This window comes from Neohoeflea coraliihabitans (genome assembly GCF_019334345.1).
Classification (GTDB): domain Bacteria; phylum Pseudomonadota; class Alphaproteobacteria; order Rhizobiales; family Rhizobiaceae; genus Pseudohoeflea; species Pseudohoeflea coraliihabitans.
In genome coordinates this window covers 426,215-448,469 of sequence record NZ_JAHWQX010000003.1, presented here as the reverse complement: position 1 = coordinate 448,469, position 22,255 = coordinate 426,215, and the positions used below count along the sequence as shown (strand labels likewise).

General features: G+C 63.6%; 20 protein-coding genes. 7 read left to right on the top strand and 13 right to left on the bottom strand.

Going from position 1 to position 22,255, the window contains the following annotated elements:
- Positions 1–43 precede the first annotated feature (43 nt).
- The gene (locus KY465_RS13205) at positions 44–868 is read left to right on the top strand and encodes a DUF72 domain-containing protein (RefSeq protein WP_219202155.1); all 825 of its coding nucleotides are present in this window, start codon (positions 44–46) and stop codon (positions 866–868) included.
- 21 nt (positions 869–889) lie between these two features.
- Here the strand turns inward: KY465_RS13205 and KY465_RS13200 are convergent, their stop codons facing one another.
- A complete protein-coding gene (locus tag KY465_RS13200; RefSeq protein WP_219202764.1) occupies positions 890–2,377 on the bottom strand; it encodes an NAD(P)H-hydrate dehydratase in 1,488 nt (495 codons plus the stop codon).
- Positions 2,378–2,827: 450 nt separating this feature from the next.
- Here KY465_RS13200 and KY465_RS13195 point away from each other — a divergent pair, with 450 nt between their 5' ends.
- Positions 2,828–3,166, top strand: coding sequence for a P-II family nitrogen regulator (locus KY465_RS13195; RefSeq protein ID WP_219202154.1), 339 nt, complete (start codon positions 2,828–2,830; stop codon positions 3,164–3,166).
- Positions 3,167–3,230: 64 nt separating this feature from the next.
- Positions 3,231–4,640, top strand: a complete 1,410-nt coding sequence (gene glnA / locus KY465_RS13190) for a type I glutamate--ammonia ligase (RefSeq protein ID WP_219202153.1) — start codon at positions 3,231–3,233, stop codon at positions 4,638–4,640.
- Between the two features lie 107 nt (positions 4,641–4,747).
- On the opposite strand, the gene KY465_RS13185 is transcribed toward glnA, so the two are convergent.
- From KY465_RS13185 to KY465_RS13160, 6 genes are all read right to left on the bottom strand, one after another.
- Positions 4,748–6,184 (bottom strand): aspartate aminotransferase family protein, encoded by a 1,437-nt coding sequence (locus KY465_RS13185; protein WP_255561715.1) that lies wholly within the window; start codon positions 6,182–6,184, stop codon positions 4,748–4,750.
- A gap of 77 nt (positions 6,185–6,261) precedes the next feature.
- Positions 6,262–7,275, bottom strand: a complete 1,014-nt coding sequence (locus tag KY465_RS13180; protein WP_219202151.1) for an NAD-dependent epimerase/dehydratase family protein — start codon at positions 7,273–7,275, stop codon at positions 6,262–6,264.
- Positions 7,272–7,721, bottom strand: coding sequence for a DMT family transporter (locus KY465_RS13175; protein WP_255561661.1), 450 nt, complete (start codon positions 7,719–7,721; stop codon positions 7,272–7,274). Before KY465_RS13175 ends, KY465_RS13180 begins: the two co-directional genes overlap by 4 nt.
- 60 nt (positions 7,722–7,781) lie before the next feature.
- Positions 7,782–9,167 carry an FAD-binding oxidoreductase gene (locus KY465_RS13170; RefSeq protein ID WP_219202150.1) on the bottom strand — a complete coding sequence of 462 codons (1,386 nt, stop codon included), beginning with the start codon at positions 9,165–9,167 and terminating at the stop codon, positions 7,782–7,784.
- Positions 9,168–9,190: 23 nt separating this feature from the next.
- On the bottom strand, positions 9,191–10,627 hold the full coding sequence (locus KY465_RS13165) for a UbiA family prenyltransferase (RefSeq protein WP_219202149.1): 1,437 nt from the start codon (positions 10,625–10,627) through the stop codon (positions 9,191–9,193).
- 179 nt (positions 10,628–10,806) lie between these two features.
- Positions 10,807–11,715, bottom strand: coding sequence for a lysophospholipase (locus KY465_RS13160; RefSeq protein WP_255561660.1), 909 nt, complete (start codon positions 11,713–11,715; stop codon positions 10,807–10,809).
- Between the two features lie 70 nt (positions 11,716–11,785).
- Between KY465_RS13160 and parE the strand changes: the two genes are divergently transcribed.
- Complete coding sequence (gene parE, locus KY465_RS13155) at positions 11,786–13,915, top strand: DNA topoisomerase IV subunit B (RefSeq protein ID WP_219202148.1); 2,130 nt, start codon at positions 11,786–11,788, stop codon at positions 13,913–13,915.
- Between the two features lie 28 nt (positions 13,916–13,943).
- On the opposite strand, the gene KY465_RS13150 is transcribed toward parE, so the two are convergent.
- Positions 13,944–15,083, bottom strand: a complete 1,140-nt coding sequence (locus KY465_RS13150) for a DUF2336 domain-containing protein (protein ID WP_219202147.1) — start codon at positions 15,081–15,083, stop codon at positions 13,944–13,946.
- Between the two features lie 208 nt (positions 15,084–15,291).
- Here KY465_RS13150 and KY465_RS13145 point away from each other — a divergent pair, with 208 nt between their 5' ends.
- Together KY465_RS13145 and KY465_RS13140 are read left to right on the top strand one after the other, a co-directional pair.
- Positions 15,292–15,744, top strand: a complete 453-nt coding sequence (locus tag KY465_RS13145; protein ID WP_219202146.1) for a MaoC family dehydratase — start codon at positions 15,292–15,294, stop codon at positions 15,742–15,744.
- Positions 15,744–16,643: an HpcH/HpaI aldolase/citrate lyase family protein gene (locus KY465_RS13140; protein ID WP_346432639.1), complete on the top strand. Its 900-nt coding sequence runs from the start codon at positions 15,744–15,746 to the stop codon at positions 16,641–16,643. Before KY465_RS13145 ends, KY465_RS13140 begins: the two co-directional genes overlap by 1 nt.
- On the opposite strand, the gene KY465_RS13135 is transcribed toward KY465_RS13140, so the two are convergent.
- Positions 16,644–17,270 (bottom strand): flavin reductase family protein, encoded by a 627-nt coding sequence (locus KY465_RS13135; protein WP_219202145.1) that lies wholly within the window; start codon positions 17,268–17,270, stop codon positions 16,644–16,646.
- Positions 17,260–17,850, bottom strand: a complete 591-nt coding sequence (locus KY465_RS13130) for a nitroreductase family protein (protein ID WP_219202144.1) — start codon at positions 17,848–17,850, stop codon at positions 17,260–17,262. Before KY465_RS13130 ends, KY465_RS13135 begins: the two co-directional genes overlap by 11 nt.
- Before the next feature lie 123 nt (positions 17,851–17,973).
- On the opposite strand from KY465_RS13130, the gene KY465_RS13125 reads away from it, so the two are divergent.
- On the top strand, positions 17,974–19,053 hold the full coding sequence (locus KY465_RS13125) for a hypothetical protein (RefSeq protein ID WP_255561659.1): 1,080 nt from the start codon (positions 17,974–17,976) through the stop codon (positions 19,051–19,053).
- Between the two features lie 125 nt (positions 19,054–19,178).
- On the opposite strand, the gene thrS is transcribed toward KY465_RS13125, so the two are convergent.
- The 3 genes from thrS to KY465_RS13110 all read right to left on the bottom strand — a co-directional run bounded on the left by thrS (position 19,179) and on the right by KY465_RS13110 (position 22,088).
- Positions 19,179–21,170, bottom strand: coding sequence for a threonine--tRNA ligase (gene thrS, locus KY465_RS13120; protein ID WP_219202143.1), 1,992 nt, complete (start codon positions 21,168–21,170; stop codon positions 19,179–19,181).
- 103 nt (positions 21,171–21,273) lie between these two features.
- Positions 21,274–21,639 carry a membrane protein insertion efficiency factor YidD gene (yidD, locus tag KY465_RS13115; RefSeq protein WP_219202142.1) on the bottom strand — a complete coding sequence of 122 codons (366 nt, stop codon included), beginning with the start codon at positions 21,637–21,639 and terminating at the stop codon, positions 21,274–21,276.
- Complete coding sequence (locus KY465_RS13110; protein ID WP_219202141.1) at positions 21,639–22,088, bottom strand: iron-sulfur cluster assembly scaffold protein; 450 nt, start codon at positions 22,086–22,088, stop codon at positions 21,639–21,641. Before KY465_RS13110 ends, yidD begins: the two co-directional genes overlap by 1 nt.
- Positions 22,089–22,255: the final 167 nt, after the last annotated feature.

Here is a 22,255-nt window from a genome sequence, read left to right as displayed (position 1 = left end):
AAACGATTATCCAACACTTGGATCTGCGGCGGGAGGATGGTCGATGCACGGCGGGGGCAGAATACGCAGCGGTATTGGCGGCTGGAACTTCGAGCCATGGGAAGGCACATTCTATCCCGACGACCTGCCGAAGAAGCGCCAGCTTGAATATGCCGCCGGCAAACTGGCGACCATCGAGGTCAATGCCACCTATTACCGCGGCCAGAAGCCGGAAACCTTCGCCCGTTGGGCCGCCGAGACGCCCGAGGATTTCATCTTCGCAATAAAGGGCAACCGCTTTGTCACCAACCGCAAGGTTCTGGCCGAGGCTGGTCCGTCGCTGGACAAATTCTTCGCACAAGGCATCGAGGAACTGGGCAGCAAGCTCGGTCCGCTCGTCTGGCAGTTCGCCAACAGCAAGAAATTCGACCCCGAGGATTTCGAGGGCTTTCTTCACCTGTTGCCGGACACCCATCAGGGTTTGACCCTGCGCCACGTCCTCGAGGTTCGGCACCCCTCCTTCATCGACCCGGATTTCGTCGCCCTGGCACGCCGGCACAATGCCGCCATCTGCTACGCACACCATCACGACTATCCGGAAATCGCCGACGTGACCGCCGATTTCGTCTATGCCCGCCTGCAGAAGGGCGAGGACAGCGTCCCGACCGCTTATTCAAAACCGGATCTTCGGGCCTGGGCCGCCCGCACCGCCGCCTGGGCCGCCGGAGGAGAGCCGGATGATCTGCCGCGCGCCGCCCCTGAGCAAAAACCGCCAAAGACGCCGCGCGATGTCTTTCTCTACATCATCCATGAGGGCAAGGTGCGTGCGCCACAAGGCGCCATGGCGCTGCAGGAGAACGTTCACGCGCTCGCGTCTGAGGACGAATAGAAAGCCGGACTTCGGCCTGCTTCAGGCCGCCGTCAGGGGCAACGGCCGGACGGCGGCAATCAGATCCTCCGCCGTCAATCCCGGCCCGTGCCGCCGCGCCGCAGCCGCATGCATGGCCACCCCGGCACAGGCGGCCTCGAATGCCGGCATGCCCTGCACAAGCAGCGCGCCGATCAGGCCGGCGAGCACATCGCCCGACCCGGCGGTCGCCAGCCACGCCGGCGCATCGACATTCACCGCCGCCCGCCCATCCGGCGCCGCGATCACCGTATCGGCCCCCTTGTAGACGACGATCGCGGCGCCCCGTGCGGCTGCAGCCTGCGCCCGCTCGATCTTCGAAAGGGTCTTATCCTCCGCCAGCGGCGCGAACAGCCGCCGGAACTCGCCCTCATGCGGCGTCAGAACCAGAGGAATGGCGGCCCCGATAGCGTGCAGCGTCTCCCCGTGCCCGGTAAAGGCGCTCAACCCGTCCGCATCCAGCACCAGCCGGCGTCCTGCCGAAGCGACAGCGGCGGCATAGGCACGCGCCCGGGCCGCGCTTGTCGCATCGGCCCCGAATCCCGGTCCGAGGATGAAGGCGGCAAGGCGCCGGTCGTCGAGCCATCCTTCAAGCGTCTCCAGACCATCGATCGAGCGCTGCATCACGGCGGTTACATGCGCCGCCTGCGCCATTACGGCGGCCGGCGGCGTGGCCAGGCTGACGAGCCCCGCACCGGCTTTCAGGCCGGCCTCTGCCGCCATGCGCGCCGCGCCGCCGGAGATCAGCGGACCGGAAAACACCACCAGGTGACCGCGCGAATATTTGTGCGCAGCCGCATCCGGCCCCCGCAGATGCGGCAAATACAGAGCCGGGTGATTGATCGACACCGGTGCAGGGGCGGTCAGCATGCGGGCCGGAAAACCGATATCCGCCACCTCGACCGCTCCGCATAGCGCGCGTCCGGGCAACAGGACGTGTCCTGGTTTCTGCGCCGCGAAGGTTACCGTCCGCTCAGCCGTGAAACAGGGGCCGGTCGGACGGCCGGTGCGGCCCGACACCCCGGACGGAAGATCGACCGCCAGCACCGGCACCGCCGCCGCATTCACCCGTTCGATCAGGACCGCCACATCCCCCTCGAGCGCGCGGTCGAGACCGGCGCCGAACAAGGCGTCGATCACCAGATCGCCGGCCTCCGGCCGGCACAGGGCAAGATCCGCCACTGCGCCGGGAAAGCGCCCCAGCGCCCAGGCCGCGTCGCTGCCGGCTTTCGCCGCCAGCCCGAAGCGCTCCACCTTGACCCCGGCGGCCGAGAGGTGCCGGGCCGCCACATGGCCATCGCCGCCATTATTGCCGGGACCGCACAGCACCAGTGCCCGTTTCATCTCCGGCCAGTGCCGCAAGGCCGCAGCCGCCACCGCCGCGCCGGCCCGTTCCATCAGGCCGCGCCCGCACAGACCATTGGCAATCGCCGCGGCGTCAATCGCCTGCATGGCGCTCGGCGGGAACAGATCGGTGTGATTGACGGCCATTCCACCGGCGTGCCACGGCCCTGCCGGCCGGTCAAGCCGGACCCTCTGCAAAGGGAGCTCCTGCGAGAATGCGCATCGTCCAGACCGTTGCAACACCGCGCCGGCCACGCGATCTGCACAGATATTAGGCAAATTGCCTATTCTTGTGTCGGCCCACGCTTCTGCAGCACCTGTATTCGCCCCGGCCGGCCCCCGCGCCGCCGGGACCACCCTTTTTTGCCGGCGTCATCAGCCAATGGACCGGCACCCCTTCGGCATCCCTTGCCCGGCGTTTTGCCGCTTAATCGTCCCGAAAACCGGCATGCCCCTGCCGCGGCAGCAGGTTTTTCGCCGTTTCTGTAGCCGCAGCGGCGAATTTCCGTCAATCTGGCACGTTATGTGCTTACAGACAGTCGAGCCGGCACGGCCCGTCCTCGGCTCGTGACTGCAAACAGCGGAGGCAAGCTGCATATGAAGAAGATCGAAGCGATCATCAAACCCTTCAAACTCGATGAGGTGAAGGAAGCGCTACAGGAGGTCGGGCTGCAAGGAATCACCGTCACCGAGGCCAAGGGCTTCGGACGCCAGAAAGGCCACACCGAGCTCTATCGCGGCGCCGAGTATGTCGTTGATTTTCTGCCCAAGGTGAAGGTCGAGATCGTGCTGTCCGACGATGCCGTGGAAACGGCGATCGAGGCGATCCGCAATGCGGCCCAGACCGGGCGCATCGGCGATGGCAAGATCTTCGTCTCGAGCATCGAGGAAGCCATCCGCATCCGTACCGGCGAGACCGGCGACGAAGCGATCTGACCACCGCCCCATCAACCCGCCGCCGATGGCGGCACTTCAATTTTGTCAAACAGGAAAACTGCCAATGTCGACTGCCAACGAAATCTTGAAACAAATCCAGGAAAACGACGTCAAATTCGTCGATTTGCGCTTCACCGACCCGCGCGGCAAGCTGCAGCACGTGACAATGGATGTTTCCGCCGTCGATGAGGACATGTTCGCCGATGGCGTGATGTTCGACGGCTCATCGATCGGTGGCTGGAAGGCCATCAATGAATCCGACATGGTCCTGATGCCCGACACGACCACCGCGCATATGGACCCGTTCTTTGCCCAGTCGACGATGGCGATCGTCTGCGACATTCTCGACCCGGTCTCCGGCGAAGCCTACAATCGTGACCCGCGCACCACCGCCAAGAAGGCCGAAGCCTATCTGCAGGCCGCCGGCGTCGGCGACACCGCCTATTTCGGCCCCGAGCCGGAATTCTTCGTCTTCGACGACGTCAAGTACAAGGCCGACCCCTACAACACCGGCTTCAAGCTCGATTCCTCGGAACTGCCGTCGAACGACGACGCCGATTACGAGACCGGCAACCTTGGCCACCGTCCGCGCGTCAAGGGCGGTTACTTCCCGGTGCCGCCGATCGACAGCTGCCAGGACATGCGTTCGGAAATGATGACCGTGATGGCCGAGATGGGCGTCACCGTCGAAAAGCACCACCACGAAGTGGCGGCCGCCCAGCACGAACTTGGCGTCAAGTTCGACACGCTGACGCACAATGCCGACAAGGTGCAGATCTACAAATACGTCGTGCACCAGGTCGCCAATGCCTATGGCAAGACGGCCACCTTCATGCCCAAGCCGATCTTCGGCGACAACGGTTCGGGCATGCACGTGCACCAGTCGATCTGGAAGGGCGGCAAGCCGACTTTCGCCGGTGACGAATATGCCGGCCTGTCGGAAAGCTGCCTGCATTACATCGGCGGCATCATCAAGCATGCCCGGGCGATCAATGCCTTCACCAACCCGTCGACCAACTCCTACAAGCGTCTGGTCCCGGGCTATGAGGCGCCCGTGCTTCTCGCCTATTCGGCTCGCAACCGCTCGGCCTCCTGCCGTATCCCGATCGGCTCGTCGCCGAAGGCCAAGCGCGTTGAAGTCCGTTTCCCGGACCCGACCGCCAACCCCTATCTCGCCTTTGCCGCCCTCCTGATGGCCGGCCTTGACGGCATCAAGAACAAGATCAACCCGGGCAAGGCCATGGACAAGGATCTGTACGACCTGCCGGCCAAGGAACTCAAGCGCATCCCGACCGTGGCCAGCTCGCTGCGTGAGGCGCTCGAGGCCCTCGACAAGGACCGCAAGTTCCTGACCGCCGGCGGCGTGTTCGACGACGATCAGATCGATGCCTTCATCGAATTGAAGATGGAAGAAGTGCTGCGTTACGAAATGACGCCGCATCCCGTCGAGTTCGACATGTACTACTCGGTCTGACGCCCGGCAGCGACAACCGACAAAAAAGAACCCCGGCGCCAGGCGTCGGGGTTTTTTCTTTGGCCATGCGGTCTGAAGTGAAGCGCCTCAGCCCACCTGCGCGCCTCTCAGCCGACTTGTGCACCGATGAAATCGCGCACGATGCGCGCCACGCCGCGCGCCAGCACCTGGTCGAGTGCTGAAATGAACGCATCGACATGCGCTGTCTCGCAGGTCAGCGGCGGTTCGAGCCGAATGACATTGCGGTTATATTCGGTAAAGGCGACCAGCACGTCATGATCGCGCAACAGTTCGGCGCCGACAAAGCCCGACAGCGAGCCCTTCAGCTTGTCATCGAGCATGCCCACCATCGGACGCAATAGCGCCGGCAGGGTCTGGCTGAAATCCTGGAATTCCAGTCCGACCATGAAGCCGCGCCCGCGCACATCCTTGATGATCTGCGGATATTTTGCCTGAAGGCGCTTCAACTCGCTGATCAGATAGTCCCCCACCCGCTCGGCGTTGCCCATCAGGTCTTCGTCATACATGACGTTGAGACCCTCGATCGCGGTCACGCAGGCTTCGCCGATGCCGCCAAAGGTGGCCTGGGCGTGGATCATCGCCGTCTTCGGCGTGCCATAGGCCTTCATGTAGACCTCGCGGCGCGCGATCATTGCCGCCATCGCCGTCTTTCCGCCGCCCAGTGACTTGGCGAGCGCCGTCACGTCCGGAACGACGCCGGCAAATTCGAAGGCAAAGAAGCGTCCGGACCGGCCCATGCCGCATTGCACTTCGTCGGCGATCCACAACACATCGTGCTTGTCGCACAGCGCCCGCAACTGCTGCCAGAACGTCGCCGGCGCCTCGATGATGCCGCCGCCGCCCTGGATCGTCTCCAGGACGATGACGCCAATTTCCGGATCGGATTCGAACGCATTGCGGATCGCCTCGATGTCACCGAACGGCACCTTGATGCCATTCTCGGTCAGCCGGAACTCACCGCGATACAGCGGCGAGTCGGTCACCGACAGCACGCCCTTGGTTTTCCCGTGGAAGGAATTTTCCGCGTAAACGATTTTCGGCCGCTTCGCTCCGGCGGCGCGTTCGGCAACCTTGATCGCCGCTTCCATCGCCTCCGAGCCGGAAGAGCCGAGAAACACCATGTCGAGATCGCCCGGCGCGATTTCCGCGAGGTTTTTCGCCAGCGCCGCCGCATACTGGCTCATGAAGGCGATGGCGATCTCGTGCCGCTCTTCATCCTGGAAGGCCTTGCGCGCCGCGATCACCCGCGGATGATTGTGTCCAACCGCCAGTGACCCGAATCCACCGAAGAAATCGAGGATCCTGCGTCCGTTCTGGTCGGTGTAATACATGCCCGAAGCGGTCTCGATCTTCACCTTGTGAAAACCGAGAAGTTTCATGAAGTGCAGCTGGCCCGGGTTGATATGGCTCTTGAACAGATCGGTCATCGTCGCAAGGCTCATCGCCTTGGCATCGTCGACACTCAAAAGGTTGGGTTTGCGCACGGCCGGCTCATCGGCAAGCGGCGGCGCTTCAGTCGTCATTCGTGCAGGCACGTCAAGCATGGCAGTTGTTCCCTTTGTCGGCATTTCAGCGCCATCGCTGTGTCGGCGGAAGGCCCTCATTCGGCGGGGGCCACCTGGGCGGCGTCCTGCGCGCGGACACCGGCCTTTTTGGCGCGGTATTCGTCATAGGCCGCCATCAGCATGGCGATATCGTCATGCTGCGGCACGAAATTCAGGTCGCGCTCGGCGCGATCGGTCTCGCGCACGCACATCTCGTCGGCGATCAGATACTGTTCCGGATCCATCAGCGGCTTGTTGATGAGATCGAGCAGCGCCAGCGTTTTCTTGACCGCGAATCCCGGCGTCGGAACAAGGATCGATTTCGAGCCCGCGTGCCGGATCAGGGTGCCGAGCAAAGTGCGCACCGACGGCGGATTTTTCGATCCGAGATTGTATTCGCTGTTGGGGAAATCATGTTTCCAGGCAAGCCGTGCCGCCTCGGCGCAATCATAGACCGAGATGAACTGGTAGGGCGCCTTGCCCGATCCGATCATCGGCACCGGCAGATTGAGATCGACCAGCTTGAACAGCTTTTCCAGAATGCCCAGGCGCCCCGGGCCGATGATCAGCCGCGGCCGGAAGATCGACACGTTCATGCCGCGCCTGCGCCATTCTTCGCACAGCTTTTCCGTCGCCAGCTTTGATTTGCCATATTCGCCAAGCGGTGCTTGCGGATGATCCTCGGTTTGCGGTGAAACCACCGTGTGCCCGTAAATCATGTCGGTGGTGAACTGCACCAGCCGCGAGGCGCCGCGCGCATCCATCGATTTCATGATATTGCCGGCGCCGTGAAAATTGACCGGCCAGAAAAATTCGTGACGCTTGGCGCGCACCTGCAGCGGCGAGAGCATTTTTGCCGACATGTTGTACACCGCGTCATCGGCATCGATCGGCACGGCACGCACCGCCTCGATGTCGCGCACATCGCAGTCGATAAACTTCACCGCGCCATAATGGCTGTGCTCGGACCGGCTCACATCCGCGACAATCACCTCCTGGCCTTCCGCCAGCAGCTTCTTGGCCAGGTGATTGCCGACAAACCCGTCGCCGCCGAAAATGATGTGTTTCATCGCGAAGCCTCGCTTGCTGCTGCTGCTGTGACCGAAGAAATCTTGACCTCGTCCGCGTTACGCGCGTCCGGCGTCGTCCGTCCCGACTGCGCGATCAACACGGTGCCGACGCAGATGAAGGCGATGCCGCCGATGCGCCAGGCATTGAGGTCTTCGTGAAAGACGAAATAGGCGAACACCGCCACCGCCACATAGGCGAGGCTCAGGAAAGGATAGGCAAAGGACAACTCGACCTTTGAAAGCACGTACAGATGCGATGCCATCGAGATGACAAACGTTGTCAGACCGGCGAACACCCAGGGATTGAAGATCACCTGAAACACGCGCACCACCGCCGTCTCGGCGGTAAAGTTGAGCGGACCGAGCGACAGCATGCCCTGCTTGAGCATCAGCTGCGCCGCCGCATTGGTCAGCACCGTGAAAAGTATGAAGACCAGATATTTCATGGGCAGCTCGCTCCGCTTGTTCGCGACAAGATCAATAGGCGGAAAACGCCAAGAAACCGTTCAGGCCGGCTGGCGCATTTGCTTCAAATTGTCATCAGTCCCGGTCTGGAACGTTTCTTGGTTAGCAAAGGATTGCCCGCCATCCGCCGGCAGTTGCATGGCCGTGCGCCGCCAGAAATCCGACATCAGCTTCGGATCACGCATTGCTTCCAGCGCTCCCCATTCCGGGAACGAGGCAGCAAACACGTCCGGGCTCATGCGCTGGTCCTTGTAGGGATTCACCGCTCCCCCGGCCGCAACAACGATGCCGTCCAGTGCATCGAGCATGGCCACGGTCTTCCCGCCCCGATTGGCAAAATCCAGCGTCAGCGTGAAACCGGGCCGCGCAAACGACAACAGGCCCGGCTGCGGGCGTTCGCCGAACCGTTTCAACACCGTCAGGAACGAGGCATGGCCATGCGCGCGGGCGCAGGCCATCAGCTCCAGGGTCGTCTGCCGCGCAGTTTCTGCGGGAAAGACACTCTGGTGCTGGTACAGGCCGCGTGGACCGTACAGCCGGTTCCAGTTGCCGATCGCATCGAGCGGATGAAAATAGCTGCGCCAGCCAATTTGTGTGACCGTCCGGGCCTTCGGAGCGCGCCCGAAATACAGCGCGTTGAAGGCGCGCAAGGTCAGGCGGTTGAGCAGGTTGACCGGCGGCTGAACCGGCACGCTGAAACGGGGCGGAAGCGGCGCTGCTGCCGCCCCGCCCTCGGCGTCGTGATCCCCGGCCATCAGCACGCCGCGCCCGGCCGCGCCGCCAGTGGCCAGCTGGTCGATCCAGGCCACCGAATATTCATGTTCGGCATCAACCGCATCGATGGCATCGAAATAGCCGTCAAGCGAGAAAAACCGCCAGGCGCGCTGCCGGATATTGGCGGACGGCACGCGCATCAACTGCAGGCGCACGCGGCCGATCACGCCGGTCAGCCCCATGCCGCCGATGCTGGCCTTGAACAAGGCGCCATTGTCGCTCGGGCTGCACGACACCCGCCCCTGATCCGAACGCATGAGGTCGAACGCCAGCACCGAATGCCCGAAACTTCCGCGCCGGTGATGATTCTTCCCGTGCACGTCGTTGGCTATGGCGCCGCCGAGGGTCGCTTGCGCCGTACCGGGCGTTACGGCAAGAAACCAGCCCTTCGGCATGACCTCTGCAAGGATCGCCGCCAGCGTCACGCCGGCATCAGCCTCGAGGATGCCGGTATCGGCATCGAAATGATGAATGACGGCCCCTGGCTGCATCGGCATCAGCCGGCCCGCATCATTGTGACAGCTGTCGCCGTAGGAGCGTCCATTGCCGAAAGCGAGAAGACCGGCCGGCGGCGCATCGGCAGCCGTCAGGGCCGCGGGTTCGCAATGGGCCCGCTGCTGCCGCCTGATCCGACCCCAGCTGTCGAAACGCATTGCCCTGTCCTTGGCGGCCTTGCTCACAGGACGGCCGCCACCAGCACCAGAATGGCACCGGAAAGCGTCACCACCTGGCTGCGCCAGTCGCGCAGGATGAAGATCACCGGATCGTCGTGCATCTGCGACCGGCTGGCCAGCACCCAGATGCGCATCAGCATGTAGAGGATCAGCGGACACAGCGGCCACAGCACCCACGGCGCGCCATACATTTCGACCACCTGGTCAGAATTGACATACAGCGCCAGAACCATCGCCGCCGAAAAGGCCGAGGCGATACCGCCCTGCGCCACCATGTCCTTGTCCGAACCGAGATAGCTGCGCCCGTTCAGTTTCTTGCAGGCATCGATTTCCGTCTCGTCGAGTTCGACAAACCGCTTGACCAGCGCCAGGCTGAGAAAGAAGAAGATCGAGAACGCCAGCAGCCAGAACGACGCGGCTGTCGCCGTCGCCGCGATCCCCGCCAGGATGCGCACTGTGTAGAGCCCGGCCAGCGTGAACACATCCACCAAGAGCTTGCGCTTGAGCACGAAAGTGTAGGCGGTCGTCACCAGGCCATACAGCGCCAGCACCGCCCAATAGGCTGGCGGCAACAGACTGGCCAGCGCCAGCGAACCGACAAGCAGGGCCGCGGCAATCGTCAGAGCCGAGGGAATCGATACCGCCCCGCAGGCAATCGGGCGGAACTTCTTGCGCGCGTGCCGCCGGTCATTGCCCAGATCGATGATGTCGTTGAGGACATAGACCGCCGAGGCGAAGAAACTGAAGGAGAAAAAGGCGCAGGCCACGGCGATCAGCAGCGGCAGGCTGGCATATTCGTGGTTGAGCACCAGCGGCACGCCGATCAGCACGTTCTTCAGCCATTGATGCACGCGGATCGCCTTCAGCGGCGCCAGGCGCGATACCCGCGTCGTCTCGATGAACGTGCCGCCATTCGTCAGCCCCCAGGAGCGCGCCGCACGGTCCGGAGCGACGATCAGCGCCCGCCGCGCCGCATCGAACACCTTGATGTCGTCGCGGCTGTTGCCGACATAGTCAAATCCGCCCTCGCCGCACAGCTTGATCAGCGCCTGACGCTTGTTGCCGGAGGTCAGATTGGTCTTGTCGCAGGAGTGCAGGACCCGATCGAAGAGGCCGAGATGGCTGGCAATGTCGGTCGCCACCTGTTGCGCCGCGCCGGTGACCAGCCAGACTTCGCGGCTCTCGTCGCGCGCGGCGTCGATCAGCGCGAGAACCTCGTCGCGATACGGCCAGTCCGCCGCCTGGCGGCCGCATCGGCGCGCCACTTCCCGCTTGAGAACATGCTTGCCGCGCAAACCCCACAGGAACGCCGGAAAAATCAGCCACGGCTTGTGCAGGAGCAGAACAGCCAGACTTTCCCACAGGCTGTCGGCCGCGATCAACGTGCCGTCCAGGTCGATGCAAAGTGGTATCTGTCGCGTCTCTGCCCGAGTGTCCATGGTCGTCCCCAAATTTGGCGTCGATGACACCTATGCGGGAAACAGGCTGCGATTTTACAAACACGGGACGCTTCGCGCCCAGCTTTTGTCTTCTATGGTTAAGGCACATCAAAACCATCTCGGACGGCGAATTCCTAAAATGACATGGGAAATACCACCGGTGAGCCCCGTCGGACGGCCTAGTTTTTGAGCATCTGCGTCAGCACGGCCTTCCAGTCAATCATCCGGATGGGCGTGCCATGCGACCCTGAGTTGAACAGGACAAAGCGCGCCGGGTAATTGGAGGATTGATTGCGGATCCGGTCAAACACCGCTTTCTGCGCCTGCCAGGGATAGACGCTGTCATTGCTGCCATGCGCAAAGGTGATCGGCACCCGCGCGGCCGCCAGCGGTGTTGCCGCAAGGCGCGCATCGGGCATCCCGCCAAGCAGGGCCATGCCCGCCAGTCGCGGCGCCAGCTCCGGGTCCTCTGCCACTCCCTGACAGATCATGGATCCCATCGATGCGCAGGCGACAATCACCGGTGCCCCGCCGCTGCCGGCCCGAAATTCGCCGATCAGCGCTTTGACGTCGGCAAGTCCGGCCGGCGAGAAGGCACGCACACTCGGCACGATGTAGCTGCCGCCATTCCTGACCACGAGGTTTTTCAGCCGGTTGAAATTGCCGCCGAAACTGTAGTCATTTATGCCGAGCCGCCGGTCGCCGCCGCGGCCGTGAATGAACACCACCGCGAACCGCGCCGTTGACCACCGTCCGACACGCCCGATCTCGACAGTCCGGCCACTAGCCTCGAGCGTCAGATTTTTCGTCTGCCGCCGCACGGAAAGATCGACATATTGCCGCTTGACGCGCCGCTCCGGCACCTGATCGCGGCCATTGATATCGCGCATCTCGCGGTAGTCGATCACCTTGAACGCACCGCTGTCCGATTGCGACAACACCGGCGGCGAGGCAAACAGCCGGTCCTTGTGCCCGGCGATATCGGCAGCAAAGGCGCTGCTCAGCAGACCGGCACTGACAAGCAGGGCTGGAAAAACAGCGCTGAACGGCTTGAATTTGCGCCCGCCATATCGCTTGACGCCGCGCATTCTGGCACACTCGCATTGATTCGGCATAGGCCCGTCTCACCCCTCTCTGACCGGCAGGATAAAGCGACGCATGGACGATTCCAACGATCTCTTTTCGCAATTGAACGGACCCGCATCCAATGAGGCGGCAGGTCCCTCAAAGCCTGCCCGGTCCAGCGCGAAAACGGACCCTGCGAAAACGACCGCCCCGCCCAAAGCGCCAGCCGCTTCCGCAGCGCCGGCGCGCGCCAGTGCGCCCGCCGCCAACCGGCCTGCAACTCCGGCGGCCCATGGCGCCGAATACGACGCCTCGACCATCGAGGTGCTTGAGGGACTGGAGCCGGTGCGGCGCCGGCCGGGGATGTATATCGGCGGCACCGATGAACGCGCCCTGCACCATCTGTTCGCCGAGGTCATCGACAATTCCATGGATGAGGCCGTGGCCGGCCACGCCAATTTCATCGAGGTCGAGCTCGACGCCGAAGGCTGTCTGACGGTGACCGACAATGGCCGCGGCATCCCGGTCGAAAACCATCCGAAATATCCCGGCAAATCGACCCTGGAGGTGGTGCTGACCGTCCTGCATGCCGGCGGCAAGTTCGATTCCAAGGTCTATGAGACCTCGGGCGGGCTGCATGGCGTCGGCGTCTCGGTCGTCAACGCTTTGTCCGATGTTCTCGAGGTCGAGGTCGCCCGCAATCGCAAGCTCTACCGCCAGACCTTCTCGCGCGGCATTCCGCAGGGACCGCTCGAAGAGATCGGCGATGTGCAGAACCGGCGCGGCACCCGCATGCGCTTTCATCCCGATGCGCAGATCTTCGGCGCCGGAGTGAAGTTCGATCCCGGCCGCATCTACCGCATGGCGCGATCGAAAGCCTATCTGTTCGGCGGCGTCGAGATCCGCTGGTCCTGCGCCCCGGAACTGGTCGAGGGCAGCGAGACGCCCGACAAGGCGGTATTTCATTTCCCCGGCGGGTTGAAAGACTATCTCGAAGCCTCGCTCGGCAAGGATCACCGCGTCACGCGTGAGATCTTCGCCGGCAAGAGCGAAAAGACCGGCGGCCACGGCTCCCTCGAATGGGCCGTTGCCTGGTATGGCGGCGATAGCGCCATCTCCTCCTATTGCAACACCGTTCCCACGCCCGAGGGCGGTACCCACGAGGCCGGTCTGCGACTCGCCTTGACCCGCGGCCTGAAGGCCTATGGCGAACTAACCGGCAACAAGCGCGCGGCGCAGATCAGCACCGACGATGTGATGATCTCGGCAATGGGCATGCTGTCGGTGTTCATTCGCGAACCGGAATTCGTCGGCCAGACCAAGGACAAGCTGGCCAGTGTCGAGGCGCAGCGCATCGTCGAAAACGCCCTGCGCGATCCCTTCGACCATTTCCTTGCCGATTCTCCGGCCGAGGCGGACAAGCTCCTGGACTGGGTCATCGAGCGCGCCGAGGAGCGCGTCCGCCGGCGCAAGGAAAAGGAAGTCAACCGCAAGACCGCGGTGCGCAAACTGCGCCTGCCGGGCAAACTGTCAGACTGCACCCAGACCACCGCGCTGGGGGCTGAGCTGTTCATCGTCGAGGGCGATTCCGCCGGCGGCTCGGCCAAGCAGGCGCGCAACCGCGCCAACCAGGCGATCCTGCCCCTGCGCGGCAAGATTCTCAACGTCGCCAGTGCCGGCCGTGAGAAACTGTCCGCCAACCAGCAGATCGCCGATCTGGTGCAGGCGCTGGGCTGCGGCACGCGCTCGAAATATCGGGACGAAGACCTGCGCTATGACCGCGTCGTCATCATGACCGATGCCGACGTCGACGGCGCCCATATCGCGTCGCTGCTGATCACGTTCTTCTATCAGGAAATGCCGGAACTGATCCGCAATGGCCATCTCTATCTGGCCGTGCCCCCCCTCTACAAGATCTCGCAGGGCGCCAAGACATTGTATGCGCGCGACGATGCGCACCGCGCCGAGCTGATCGAGACCGAGTTCAGCGGCAAGGGCAAGATCGAGATCAGCCGCTTCAAGGGCCTCGGCGAAATGCTGCCGGCGCAGCTCAAGGAAACGACGATGGATCCGCGCAAGCGCACGCTGCTGAAGGTCGCGATCGACATCACCGATCCGCAATCGACCCGCGACGCTGTCGACAATCTGATGGGAACCAAGGCTGACGCCCGCTTCCGCTTCATTCAGGAACACGCCGCTTTCGCGGAAAATCTCGACATTTAAAGCGAGCTGCATTCACCCTTGAAGGTGCTCAGGCCGCCTCGGCAATCAGCCGCGCCGCATGCGAGCGATGCGCCTGCTGCTGCCATGCGTGCTGCATCGTCTCGACAAGCCGCAGGATATCCATCAGCGCCGGCTCGTCCGCCATCGCATCGGCAAATTGCGCCATGAGCTGCGCGGCGATCCGCTGCGGATCGACCGGCTCTGAATGCCGCAAGGCCCGGCGCCACATCAGGGTGGCCGCCACGAACAGATCGATCAGAGCGCCGTCCAGTCCGCTTTCGCGGAACAAGGCGCGCATCGCGGTCTCCCGCCCATCGACAAGAATGCCGCGCACTCGCCCGGCGCCAAGACCCGACAGCGACACGAGCGCCGAAGCCAGGAAATCGATATTGCCGGCGCAGACCGCATGCATCAGAAACCCCGGCGTCAGGCGGCCGGACACCCGCAGATGCTCGACCAGCGCCGGCATTTCCGGCAGCGGCACCGTCTCGGCCAGCGTCAGCGTCGCCGTGCGGCAAGCCTCGTCCGTGACCCTCTTCAAGCGCTCTTCTCCGACGCTCGACCGGCCGAGATCAAAGGTGGCAAGGGCCATGCCCAGCTCTTCGATCAGCGCCTGCCGCGCAACGAAAGGAAGGTCCTCACGCTCAAGCAGCCGGGCCCGGATGTCCGGATGCGCGCCGAATCGTTCGACAAGGCGCTTCAGCGATATCGCGGCCAGCGTGGCCGTACGATTGTCCAGCATCTCGAGGACCGCCGCCGCGCTGCCGACTTCCGCCAATGCGGCGCAGACGGCGAGGCTCAGCTTGTGCCGGCAGGCAGCCAGGATCTGCACCGGCGCGCGTCCGCCCGCAACCAGGTCGACAAGATCGCTGTCGCGCAGCACCGGCGAAATCGCCACCACCCGTGCCGCGACCTCGATCTGGTCGCCCGCCAGCTTCAGGATCAGGCTGCGCGGCGCATGCGGCGCGTGTGCCACCCCTTCGGCAAGAGCGATGCGGACAGCTGGCGCCGGATCTTCGGTCAGCATCGCCATTGCCGCTTTGGCGGCCCGGCGCTCGTCTTCACTCATCCGGCTGCAGGAATAGGCGCGCGCCAGAGCTCCGGCCGCACGCGCCCGTTCCGACGCTTTTGCGGTTTCCGTCCATTTGAGAAAAGATTGCACCAACATGAACTTACCTTGTCCCCCACGAGCAACTGATGCCGTCAGGCTAGCGCCAAAAGGTTTACGTTCTCTTCACCATGTCCATTAACGGTGCGCTAAGCTTCAAAGCGCTGCTCGGGGCTTGCGGACCACCCGCAAAATGGCAATGATCGCGCCCGCTCGCGAGGCGGCCATTTTGCCACGCGGCCAATGCTTTGAAGGGGGTGGGACAGCCATGGCGGGATTGTATTTCGAGGATCTGACCCCCGGCCGCGAGATCGCCCATGAATTGCGGCGCACGGTGACCGAAAGCGACAACATGTTGTTTTCCAACATGACCCTCAATCCGCAGCCGCTGCATATCGATCACGATTTCGCCAGCCGCACCGAATGGGGCAAGCCGCTGGTCAACTCGCTGTTCACGCTCGGGCTGATGATCGGCATTTCCGTCAGTGAGACGACGATCGGCACGACGATCGCCAATCTCGGCATGACCGACGTCACCTTCCCGCATCCGCTGTTCCACGGCGATACCGTGCATGTGCTGACCCGGGTGGTATCGGCACGTCCGTCGAAGTCCAAGCCCGATCGCGGCATCGTCGAATTCGAACACCTCGCCTACAACCAAAACGACGTCCTGGTCGCACGCTGCATTCGCCAGGCCTTGATGAGAAAGAAACCCGACTGATGCTGCGATCCCTCCTTTTCGTCCCCGGTGATTCGGAAAAGAAACTCGGCAAGATCGCCGACAGCGAGGCCGATGCGATTCTCCTCGATCTCGAGGATTCCGTCTCCGCCGCCCGCAAGCCCGAGGCGCGCCGCATGGTGGCCGAGTTTCTCGCCGCATCGCCGCGCGGCAAGGAGCGGCCGCGCCTGATCGTGCGCGTCAACGCCTTCGACACTCCCTTTACCGACGACGATCTCGCGGCTGTGGTCAGGGGCCGTCCCGACGCCATCCTGCTGCCGAAAGCGGGCTCTGGTGCACAATTGCAGGACCTGTCGCAACGATTGGCGCTGCACGAGGCCGACGCAGGGCTCGAGGAGGACAGCATCGCCATTCACGCGCTGATCACCGAGACGGCGCGCGGCATGCTGAATGCGCCAAGTTTCGCCAACAAGACAGCGCGGCTTGAAGCCATCGCCTGGGGCGCCGAGGATCTGGCCGCCGATGTCGGCGCGTCCGCCAACCGCGACGACAAGGGTGTCTATACCGATGTCTTTCGTCTGGCGCGCACGCTGACGCTTCTGGTCGCCGCCGACGCCGGGGTCGATGCGATCGACACGGTGTTCACCGATTTTCGCGACAATGACGGCCTCGAGCGCGAATGCCGCGCCGCCGTGCGCGACGGGTTCTCCGGCAAGATGGCCATCCATCCCGGCCAGGTGGCGACCATCAATGCCGCCTTCACGCCGCCCCCGGCCGATGTCGAGCGCGCCAGGCAGATCATTGCCCTGTTCGCCGAGGCGGGACCGGACGCCGGTGTGCTTTCCCTTGATGGCAAGATGATCGACATGCCGCATCTGCGGCAGGCCGAGCGCGTCGCCCGTCGCGCCGGACTTGATCCGCAGGCGCTTGCTGGCCGCTGACTAAGCGTCCGCGGCCTGGCCCTGCTCGTTCCATTTCGGGCGGCGCTTTGAGAAGGTCTCCGCCGTCACGGAATAATCCATGTAGCCGAGCCGCGCCACCGGCGCCGCTTTCGCCATGTCGACCAGCCCATCGGTCAGCACATCATCGCGTATGTGCACGCCGACCACTTCGCCGAAGACCACCCAGCTTTCGCTGAGCTCATCGTTCAGCGCCTTCGGCTGCATGATTTCCGTCACCCGGCATTCGAGAGCGGCCCAGGCTGCCGCCACGAAGGGCGCATCGACCAGCCGGGCCTCTGCCATTTCAAGCTCCGCATAGGTGAACTCGCTTTCACCATGCGGTGCGTCCACCGACGTGGCGACCATCTTGTCGGCCAGCTCGCGGCTGACCAGGCTGCTGGTAAACACGCCGGTCTCACGCGCATTATGCAGGCTGTCGGTCGGCGTCGAAGCGGAGAACATCAGAATTTTCGGCCTGTCCGAGACCGCGTTGAAGAATGAATAAGGCGCAATGTTTGCCGCCCCGTCGCGGCTCCTGGTGCCGATCCAGCCGATCGGCCGCGGCGCTATCAGCGCCTTGAACGGATCGTGCGGCAGACCATGCGCGGCGCGGCCTTCATAAAACATCGTCTTCTCCTGAAAAGTGCACGAGCTCGGCAAGCGTCGGGCGGGCTCGTTCGCTGACCGGCAATTGGGCCGTGCCGATATGCACGAAGCCGGCAATCTTCTCGCCGTCCGCAACGCCGAGCAGCGGATAGACGCTCTCATCATAGGCATACCACTCGGTCAGCCAGTTTGACGAATAGCCATGCGCATGCGCCGCCATCAACAAATTGAGGCACACCGCACCGGCGCTCAGCACCTGCTCCCATTCGGGAATTTTCACATGCGGGCGGGCGCGCGAGACAACGGCGATCACCACCGGCGCGCGCGTCAGACGGCTGCGCTCGACGGCTTGCATCTCCTCGGAAAGATCGGGCTTGTTGCGCATCGCCACCGCGCTCAGTTGCAGCGAAATGCGCTCGCGTTCAGCGCCGCGATAGACGATGAACCGCCACGGCGCCAGCTTGCCATGATCGGGAACCCGGCTCGCCAGCTGCAACATGGCAAGAATCTCATCGGTGTTCGGGCCGGGATCACCCATCTGGAAGGCGGGAGATGACCGCCGGGTCTCGAGATAGGATTTGAGAGCGGGATTGGGGTCCATTGATTTCTCTGGGTTTGTCGCGTGGGAGGGTGAACAGGATGCGACCGCGGTGAGCGCGGCCTTGAAATCGCCCTACCCTTTATGCTTTGAAGTGACCTCGGCGCAATGGGAAGTCAACCGCACATGCATTCGCAGCCTCTTCTTTCGCTATTGCCGCGCCATGGCCTCGGCCTCGGTCTGCTTCTGGCTGCGCTCATCACGCCTGCCCTCGCCCAGAACGGTCCGCCACCGCCGATCCCGCAGGCGCGCCCGGCGCCACCCGGTCCGGGTGGTGGAGCGATCGCTCCCCGCCGTCCGGGCCCTGAGGGCCGTGCAGCGCCGCAGGGCCGGCTGCCGGCTTTGCAGCCCTTCACCGCCGAACCGGACCCGCAGATCGATCTGCCCGGGTTGAGCAGCTATGCGCCGGCGGACAGCGATACGACCGCAGCGAATGCAACCCGCAGCGTCTCGATGCAGGCCCTGCTGACCCCGGATGGCGAGCCGCTGCGCCAGGGTCTGACCTGGCGGGTCTTTCATCCGATTCCCGGCGCCGACGGCAAGCTGCCCCTGCTCGCCTCGGCCGAGGGCGGCACCGCCACGCTGGAATTCGCCCCGGGCGACTATTTCATCCATGTCGCCTTCGGCCGCGCCGGCGTGACGAAAAAACTGCATGTGCCGGCGTCCGGCCCCGTCGAGACGCAGCAGCTCGTACTCAATGCCGGCGGATTGCTGCTCAATGCCGTGTCCGGCAACGATGTGAGTATCGCCGCCAATCAGCTCTCCTTCAGCATCTACCAGGCCGGCATCGACGGCGCCGACATCGAGCAGCAGATGGTGGCGGAAAACATCGGGCCGAACACCATCATTCGCCTCAATGCCGGCATCTATCACATCGTCTCGCACTATGGAGACACCAATGCCGTCATCCGCTCGGACATCCGGGTCGAGGCCGGCAAGCTGACCGAGGCGGTCATTCAGCACCGCGCCGCCGAGCTGACGCTCAAGCTGGTTTCGGAAAGCGGCGGCGAGGCGATCGCCGACACGGCCTGGTCTATCCTGACATCCGGCGGCGATGTGGTCTCCGAAACAGTCGGCGCCTTTCCCTCCATCGTGCTCGCCGAGGGCCAGTATGTCGCCGTGGCGCGCAACAAGAACAACACTTATACCCGCGACTTCGAAGTCACCGCCGGGCGCAATTCCGATCTCGAAGTGCTGCTGCAATAAAGCAGGCCCCGGCCCGACAACGCCCGGCCGCGCCCGACAGCGCCCGACAGCGCCCGACAGCGCAAGTCGGACGGGATCGAAACGCCCGGTTCAAGCGAAGAAGATTGAACGGCCCGATGCGGCGGTCAGCCCGCGCGCCGCGCCGCCCTCTTCGCCTGCCGGCGTTTCACGTCCGGCGGCGTGGCCTCCGATTCAAGCAGCGAGATGGCATCGTCGAGGCTGTAGGAGGTCTGCTCCCGGCTGCCCAGCCGGCGCATGTTGACCGTCCGCTCTTCCGCCTCGCGCATGCCGATCACCAGAATGACCGGCACTTTCCCGACCGAGTGCTCGCGCACCTTGTAATTGATCTTTTCGTTGCGGAAGTCCGTCTCCACCTGCAGACCGGCCTCGCGCAGCAGCTGAGCCACTTCCTCGCCATAGGCATCGGCGTCCGACGTGATGGTCGCCACCACCACCTGCAACGGCGCAAACCACAACGGCATGTGGCCGGCATGGTTTTCGATCAGCATGCCGAGAAAGCGTTCCATTGAGCCGCAGATCGCCCGGTGGATCATCACCGGCTGGCGCTTTTCCGAATCGCGGTCGATGTAAAACGCCCCGAAGCGCTCCGGCAGGTTGAAATCGACCTGCGTCGTGCCGCACTGCCATTCGCGGCCGATGGCATCGCGCAACGTGTATTCGAACTTCGGACCATAGAATGCGCCCTCGCCTTCGAGGACGCCGGTGCGGATGCGGCCGCCCGACTGCGCCTCGATGGTTTCGAGCACCTGCATCATGACGCTTTCGGCCTTGTCCCACAGATCATCGGAACCGACCCGCTTTTCCGGGCGCGTCGACAATTTGACGACGATCTCCTCGAAGCCGAAATCCTGATAGATAGCCAGGATCAGATCGTTGATCCGCAGGCACTCGTCGGCAAGCTGCTCGTCGGTGCAGAACACATGCGCATCATCCTGCGTAAAGCCGCGCACCCGCATCAGACCGTGCAGGGCGCCGGACGGCTCATAGCGATGCACATTGCCAAATTCCGCAAGCCGAATCGGCAGTTCGCGGTAGGATTTGAGACCATGCTTGAAGATCTGGATGTGGCCGGGACAATTCATCGGCTTGAGCGCGAACACCCGGTCGTCCTCGATCTCGTCATCGGCACAGGTCACCTGGAACATGTTTTCGCGGTACCAGCCCCAGTGTCCGGAGGTCTCCCACAAAGCGTGATCGAGCACCTGCGGCGCGTTGACCTCCTCATATGTGCCTTCAAGCTGCCGGCGCATATAGGACACCAGGCTCTGGAACATCCGCCAGCCCTTGGAATGCCAGAACACCACACCGGGACCCTCTTCCTGGAAATGGAACAGATCCATCTCCCGGCCGAGACGCCGGTGATCGCGCTTTTCCGCCTCCGCCAGCATGTGCAGATAGGCATCGAGTTCCTTCTGGTCGGCCCAGGCGGTGCCATAGATCCGCGTCAGCATCGGGTTGTTGGAATCTCCGCGCCAATAGGCGCCCGCCACCTTCATCAGCTTGAAGGCGGAGCCAATCTGCCCGGTCGAGACCATGTGCGGGCCACGGCACAGGTCGAACCAGTCGCCCTGCTTGTAGATCTTCACATCGTCGCCGGCGGGAATCGCGTCGATCAGTTCGACCTTGTAGGTTTCACCCTTCTCGGAAAAGACTTGCTTGGCCGCATCGCGATCCCACACTTCCTTCGTGAAGGGTGCGTTGCGGGCAATGATCTCGCGCATCTTCTTTTCGATCTTCGGCAGATCATCCGGCGTGAACGGCTCCTCGCGCGCGAAATCATAATAAAAGCCGTTCTCGATCACCGGCCCGATGGTCACCTGCGTGCCGGGCCACAGCTCCTGCACCGCCTCGGCCATCACATGCGCCGCATCATGGCGGATCAGCTCGAGCGCGCGCGCATCGGTACGCGTCACGATCTCGATGGTGCCCGGGCGCACCGGATCGGCAAGATCGGCAAGCAGGCCGTCGATGGCGATAGCGACCGCCTTCTTGGCGAGGGATTTTGAGATTGATTCGGCAACCTCGCGGCCGGTCGTACCGGCGGCGTAGTCGCGTTGTGAACCATCGGGAAAAGTCAGCGAGACGGCATCAGCCACGGCTCTGCTCCTATCCAGTCCCGCCAACGAACGCGGGTGGTTGATCGGAAAATTTGCGTCCCGCTCTTAGGGGATTCTGCCGGCAGGGGCAAGATTGCGCGTCTCAGCCATCGGCATCGCCCGGCTTGCGGGCCGAAAGATGCCAGAATCGCCAGGGCCAGGTCGGCCGGGCGCCGCCCGCAAGCTGCTCCGGCACCGGATCAAGGCCATGCGTGCCGCCGGGGCCGCAGCGGGCAACGCGAAACAGCGCCATGAAGCCGCCATTCCACAATCCGTAGCGGGCAATCGCCTCGTAGCCATATTCCGAGCAGGTCGGAATATGCCGGCATGAATGGCCGACAAAGCCCGACAGTGTCAGCTGGTAGAGGCGAATCACACCGGTTCCGAACACCCGGCCCGGCGTTTTGCGCCACGCTCCGGCCCAGTTTCGGCCGCGCCGACGACCCGCGGGCACAGGCTCGCGCCCCATCAGTTCCGCGCGCCGCCCGCACCGCCGGCTTCGATCTGGTCGAGACAATCGACGACGGCGTCGAACGTCAGCATCGTCGAGGCGTGCCGCGCCTTGTAGTCGCGCACCGGCGCCAGAAAGGCGAGATCGGCAAAGCGTCCATTCGGCGCCGCCCCGCCCTCTTTCAGCATAGCCAGCATCTCCCTGCGCACCTGGCGCAATTCGCTGGCCGAGGCGCCGATCACATTGCGCGCCATGATCGATGACGAGGCCTGTCCGAGCGCGCAGGCCTTCACATCATGCGCAAAATCGATCACCTGATCGCCATCCATCTTCAGCCACACCCGCACCTTCGAGCCACACAGCTTTGAATGCGCATCCGCTTCCGCGTCCGCGTCAGGCAGCGAGCCCAGGCGCGGGATGTTGCCGGCGAAATCGAGTATCTTTGCATTGTAGACGTCGTCAATCATGGCAATCAATTCCGGTTTGTCGCCTCTGGACGCGCCGGAACATCTCGACGCGGCCTCTTACGCCACCTATATAAGGCGTCGACCTGACCTTCGAAAGGGAAGGAATGGGGAGGTGACAAGGGTGGGCCATGTCAGCCGATGCCGGACCGTCGCATCGGGCAGCACGC

Coding starts and splice junctions, on each gene's coding strand:
- KY465_RS13205 (WP_219202155.1), top strand. CDS start 44: ATGCACGGCGGGGGCAGAATACGCAGCGGTATTGGCGGCTGGAACTTC.
- KY465_RS13200 (WP_219202764.1), bottom strand. CDS start 2,377: ATGGCCGTCAATCACACCGATCTGTTCCCGCCGAGCGCCATGCAGGCG.
- KY465_RS13195 (WP_219202154.1), top strand. CDS start 2,828: ATGAAGAAGATCGAAGCGATCATCAAACCCTTCAAACTCGATGAGGTG.
- glnA (WP_219202153.1), top strand. CDS start 3,231: ATGTCGACTGCCAACGAAATCTTGAAACAAATCCAGGAAAACGACGTC.
- KY465_RS13185 (WP_255561715.1), bottom strand. CDS start 6,184: ATGACGACTGAAGCGCCGCCGCTTGCCGATGAGCCGGCCGTGCGCAAA.
- KY465_RS13180 (WP_219202151.1), bottom strand. CDS start 7,275: ATGAAACACATCATTTTCGGCGGCGACGGGTTTGTCGGCAATCACCTG.
- KY465_RS13175 (WP_255561661.1), bottom strand. CDS start 7,721: ATGAAATATCTGGTCTTCATACTTTTCACGGTGCTGACCAATGCGGCG.
- KY465_RS13170 (WP_219202150.1), bottom strand. CDS start 9,167: ATGCGTTTCGACAGCTGGGGTCGGATCAGGCGGCAGCAGCGGGCCCAT.
- KY465_RS13165 (WP_219202149.1), bottom strand. CDS start 10,627: ATGGACACTCGGGCAGAGACGCGACAGATACCACTTTGCATCGACCTG.
- KY465_RS13160 (WP_255561660.1), bottom strand. CDS start 11,715: ATGCGCGGCGTCAAGCGATATGGCGGGCGCAAATTCAAGCCGTTCAGC.
- parE (WP_219202148.1), top strand. CDS start 11,786: ATGGACGATTCCAACGATCTCTTTTCGCAATTGAACGGACCCGCATCC.
- KY465_RS13150 (WP_219202147.1), bottom strand. CDS start 15,083: ATGTTGGTGCAATCTTTTCTCAAATGGACGGAAACCGCAAAAGCGTCG.
- KY465_RS13145 (WP_219202146.1), top strand. CDS start 15,292: ATGGCGGGATTGTATTTCGAGGATCTGACCCCCGGCCGCGAGATCGCC.
- KY465_RS13140 (WP_346432639.1), top strand. CDS start 15,744: ATGCTGCGATCCCTCCTTTTCGTCCCCGGTGATTCGGAAAAGAAACTC.
- KY465_RS13135 (WP_219202145.1), bottom strand. CDS start 17,270: ATGTTTTATGAAGGCCGCGCCGCGCATGGTCTGCCGCACGATCCGTTC.
- KY465_RS13130 (WP_219202144.1), bottom strand. CDS start 17,850: ATGGACCCCAATCCCGCTCTCAAATCCTATCTCGAGACCCGGCGGTCA.
- KY465_RS13125 (WP_255561659.1), top strand. CDS start 17,974: ATGCATTCGCAGCCTCTTCTTTCGCTATTGCCGCGCCATGGCCTCGGC.
- yidD (WP_219202142.1), bottom strand. CDS start 21,639: ATGGGGCGCGAGCCTGTGCCCGCGGGTCGTCGGCGCGGCCGAAACTGG.
- KY465_RS13110 (WP_219202141.1), bottom strand. CDS start 22,088: ATGATTGACGACGTCTACAATGCAAAGATACTCGATTTCGCCGGCAAC.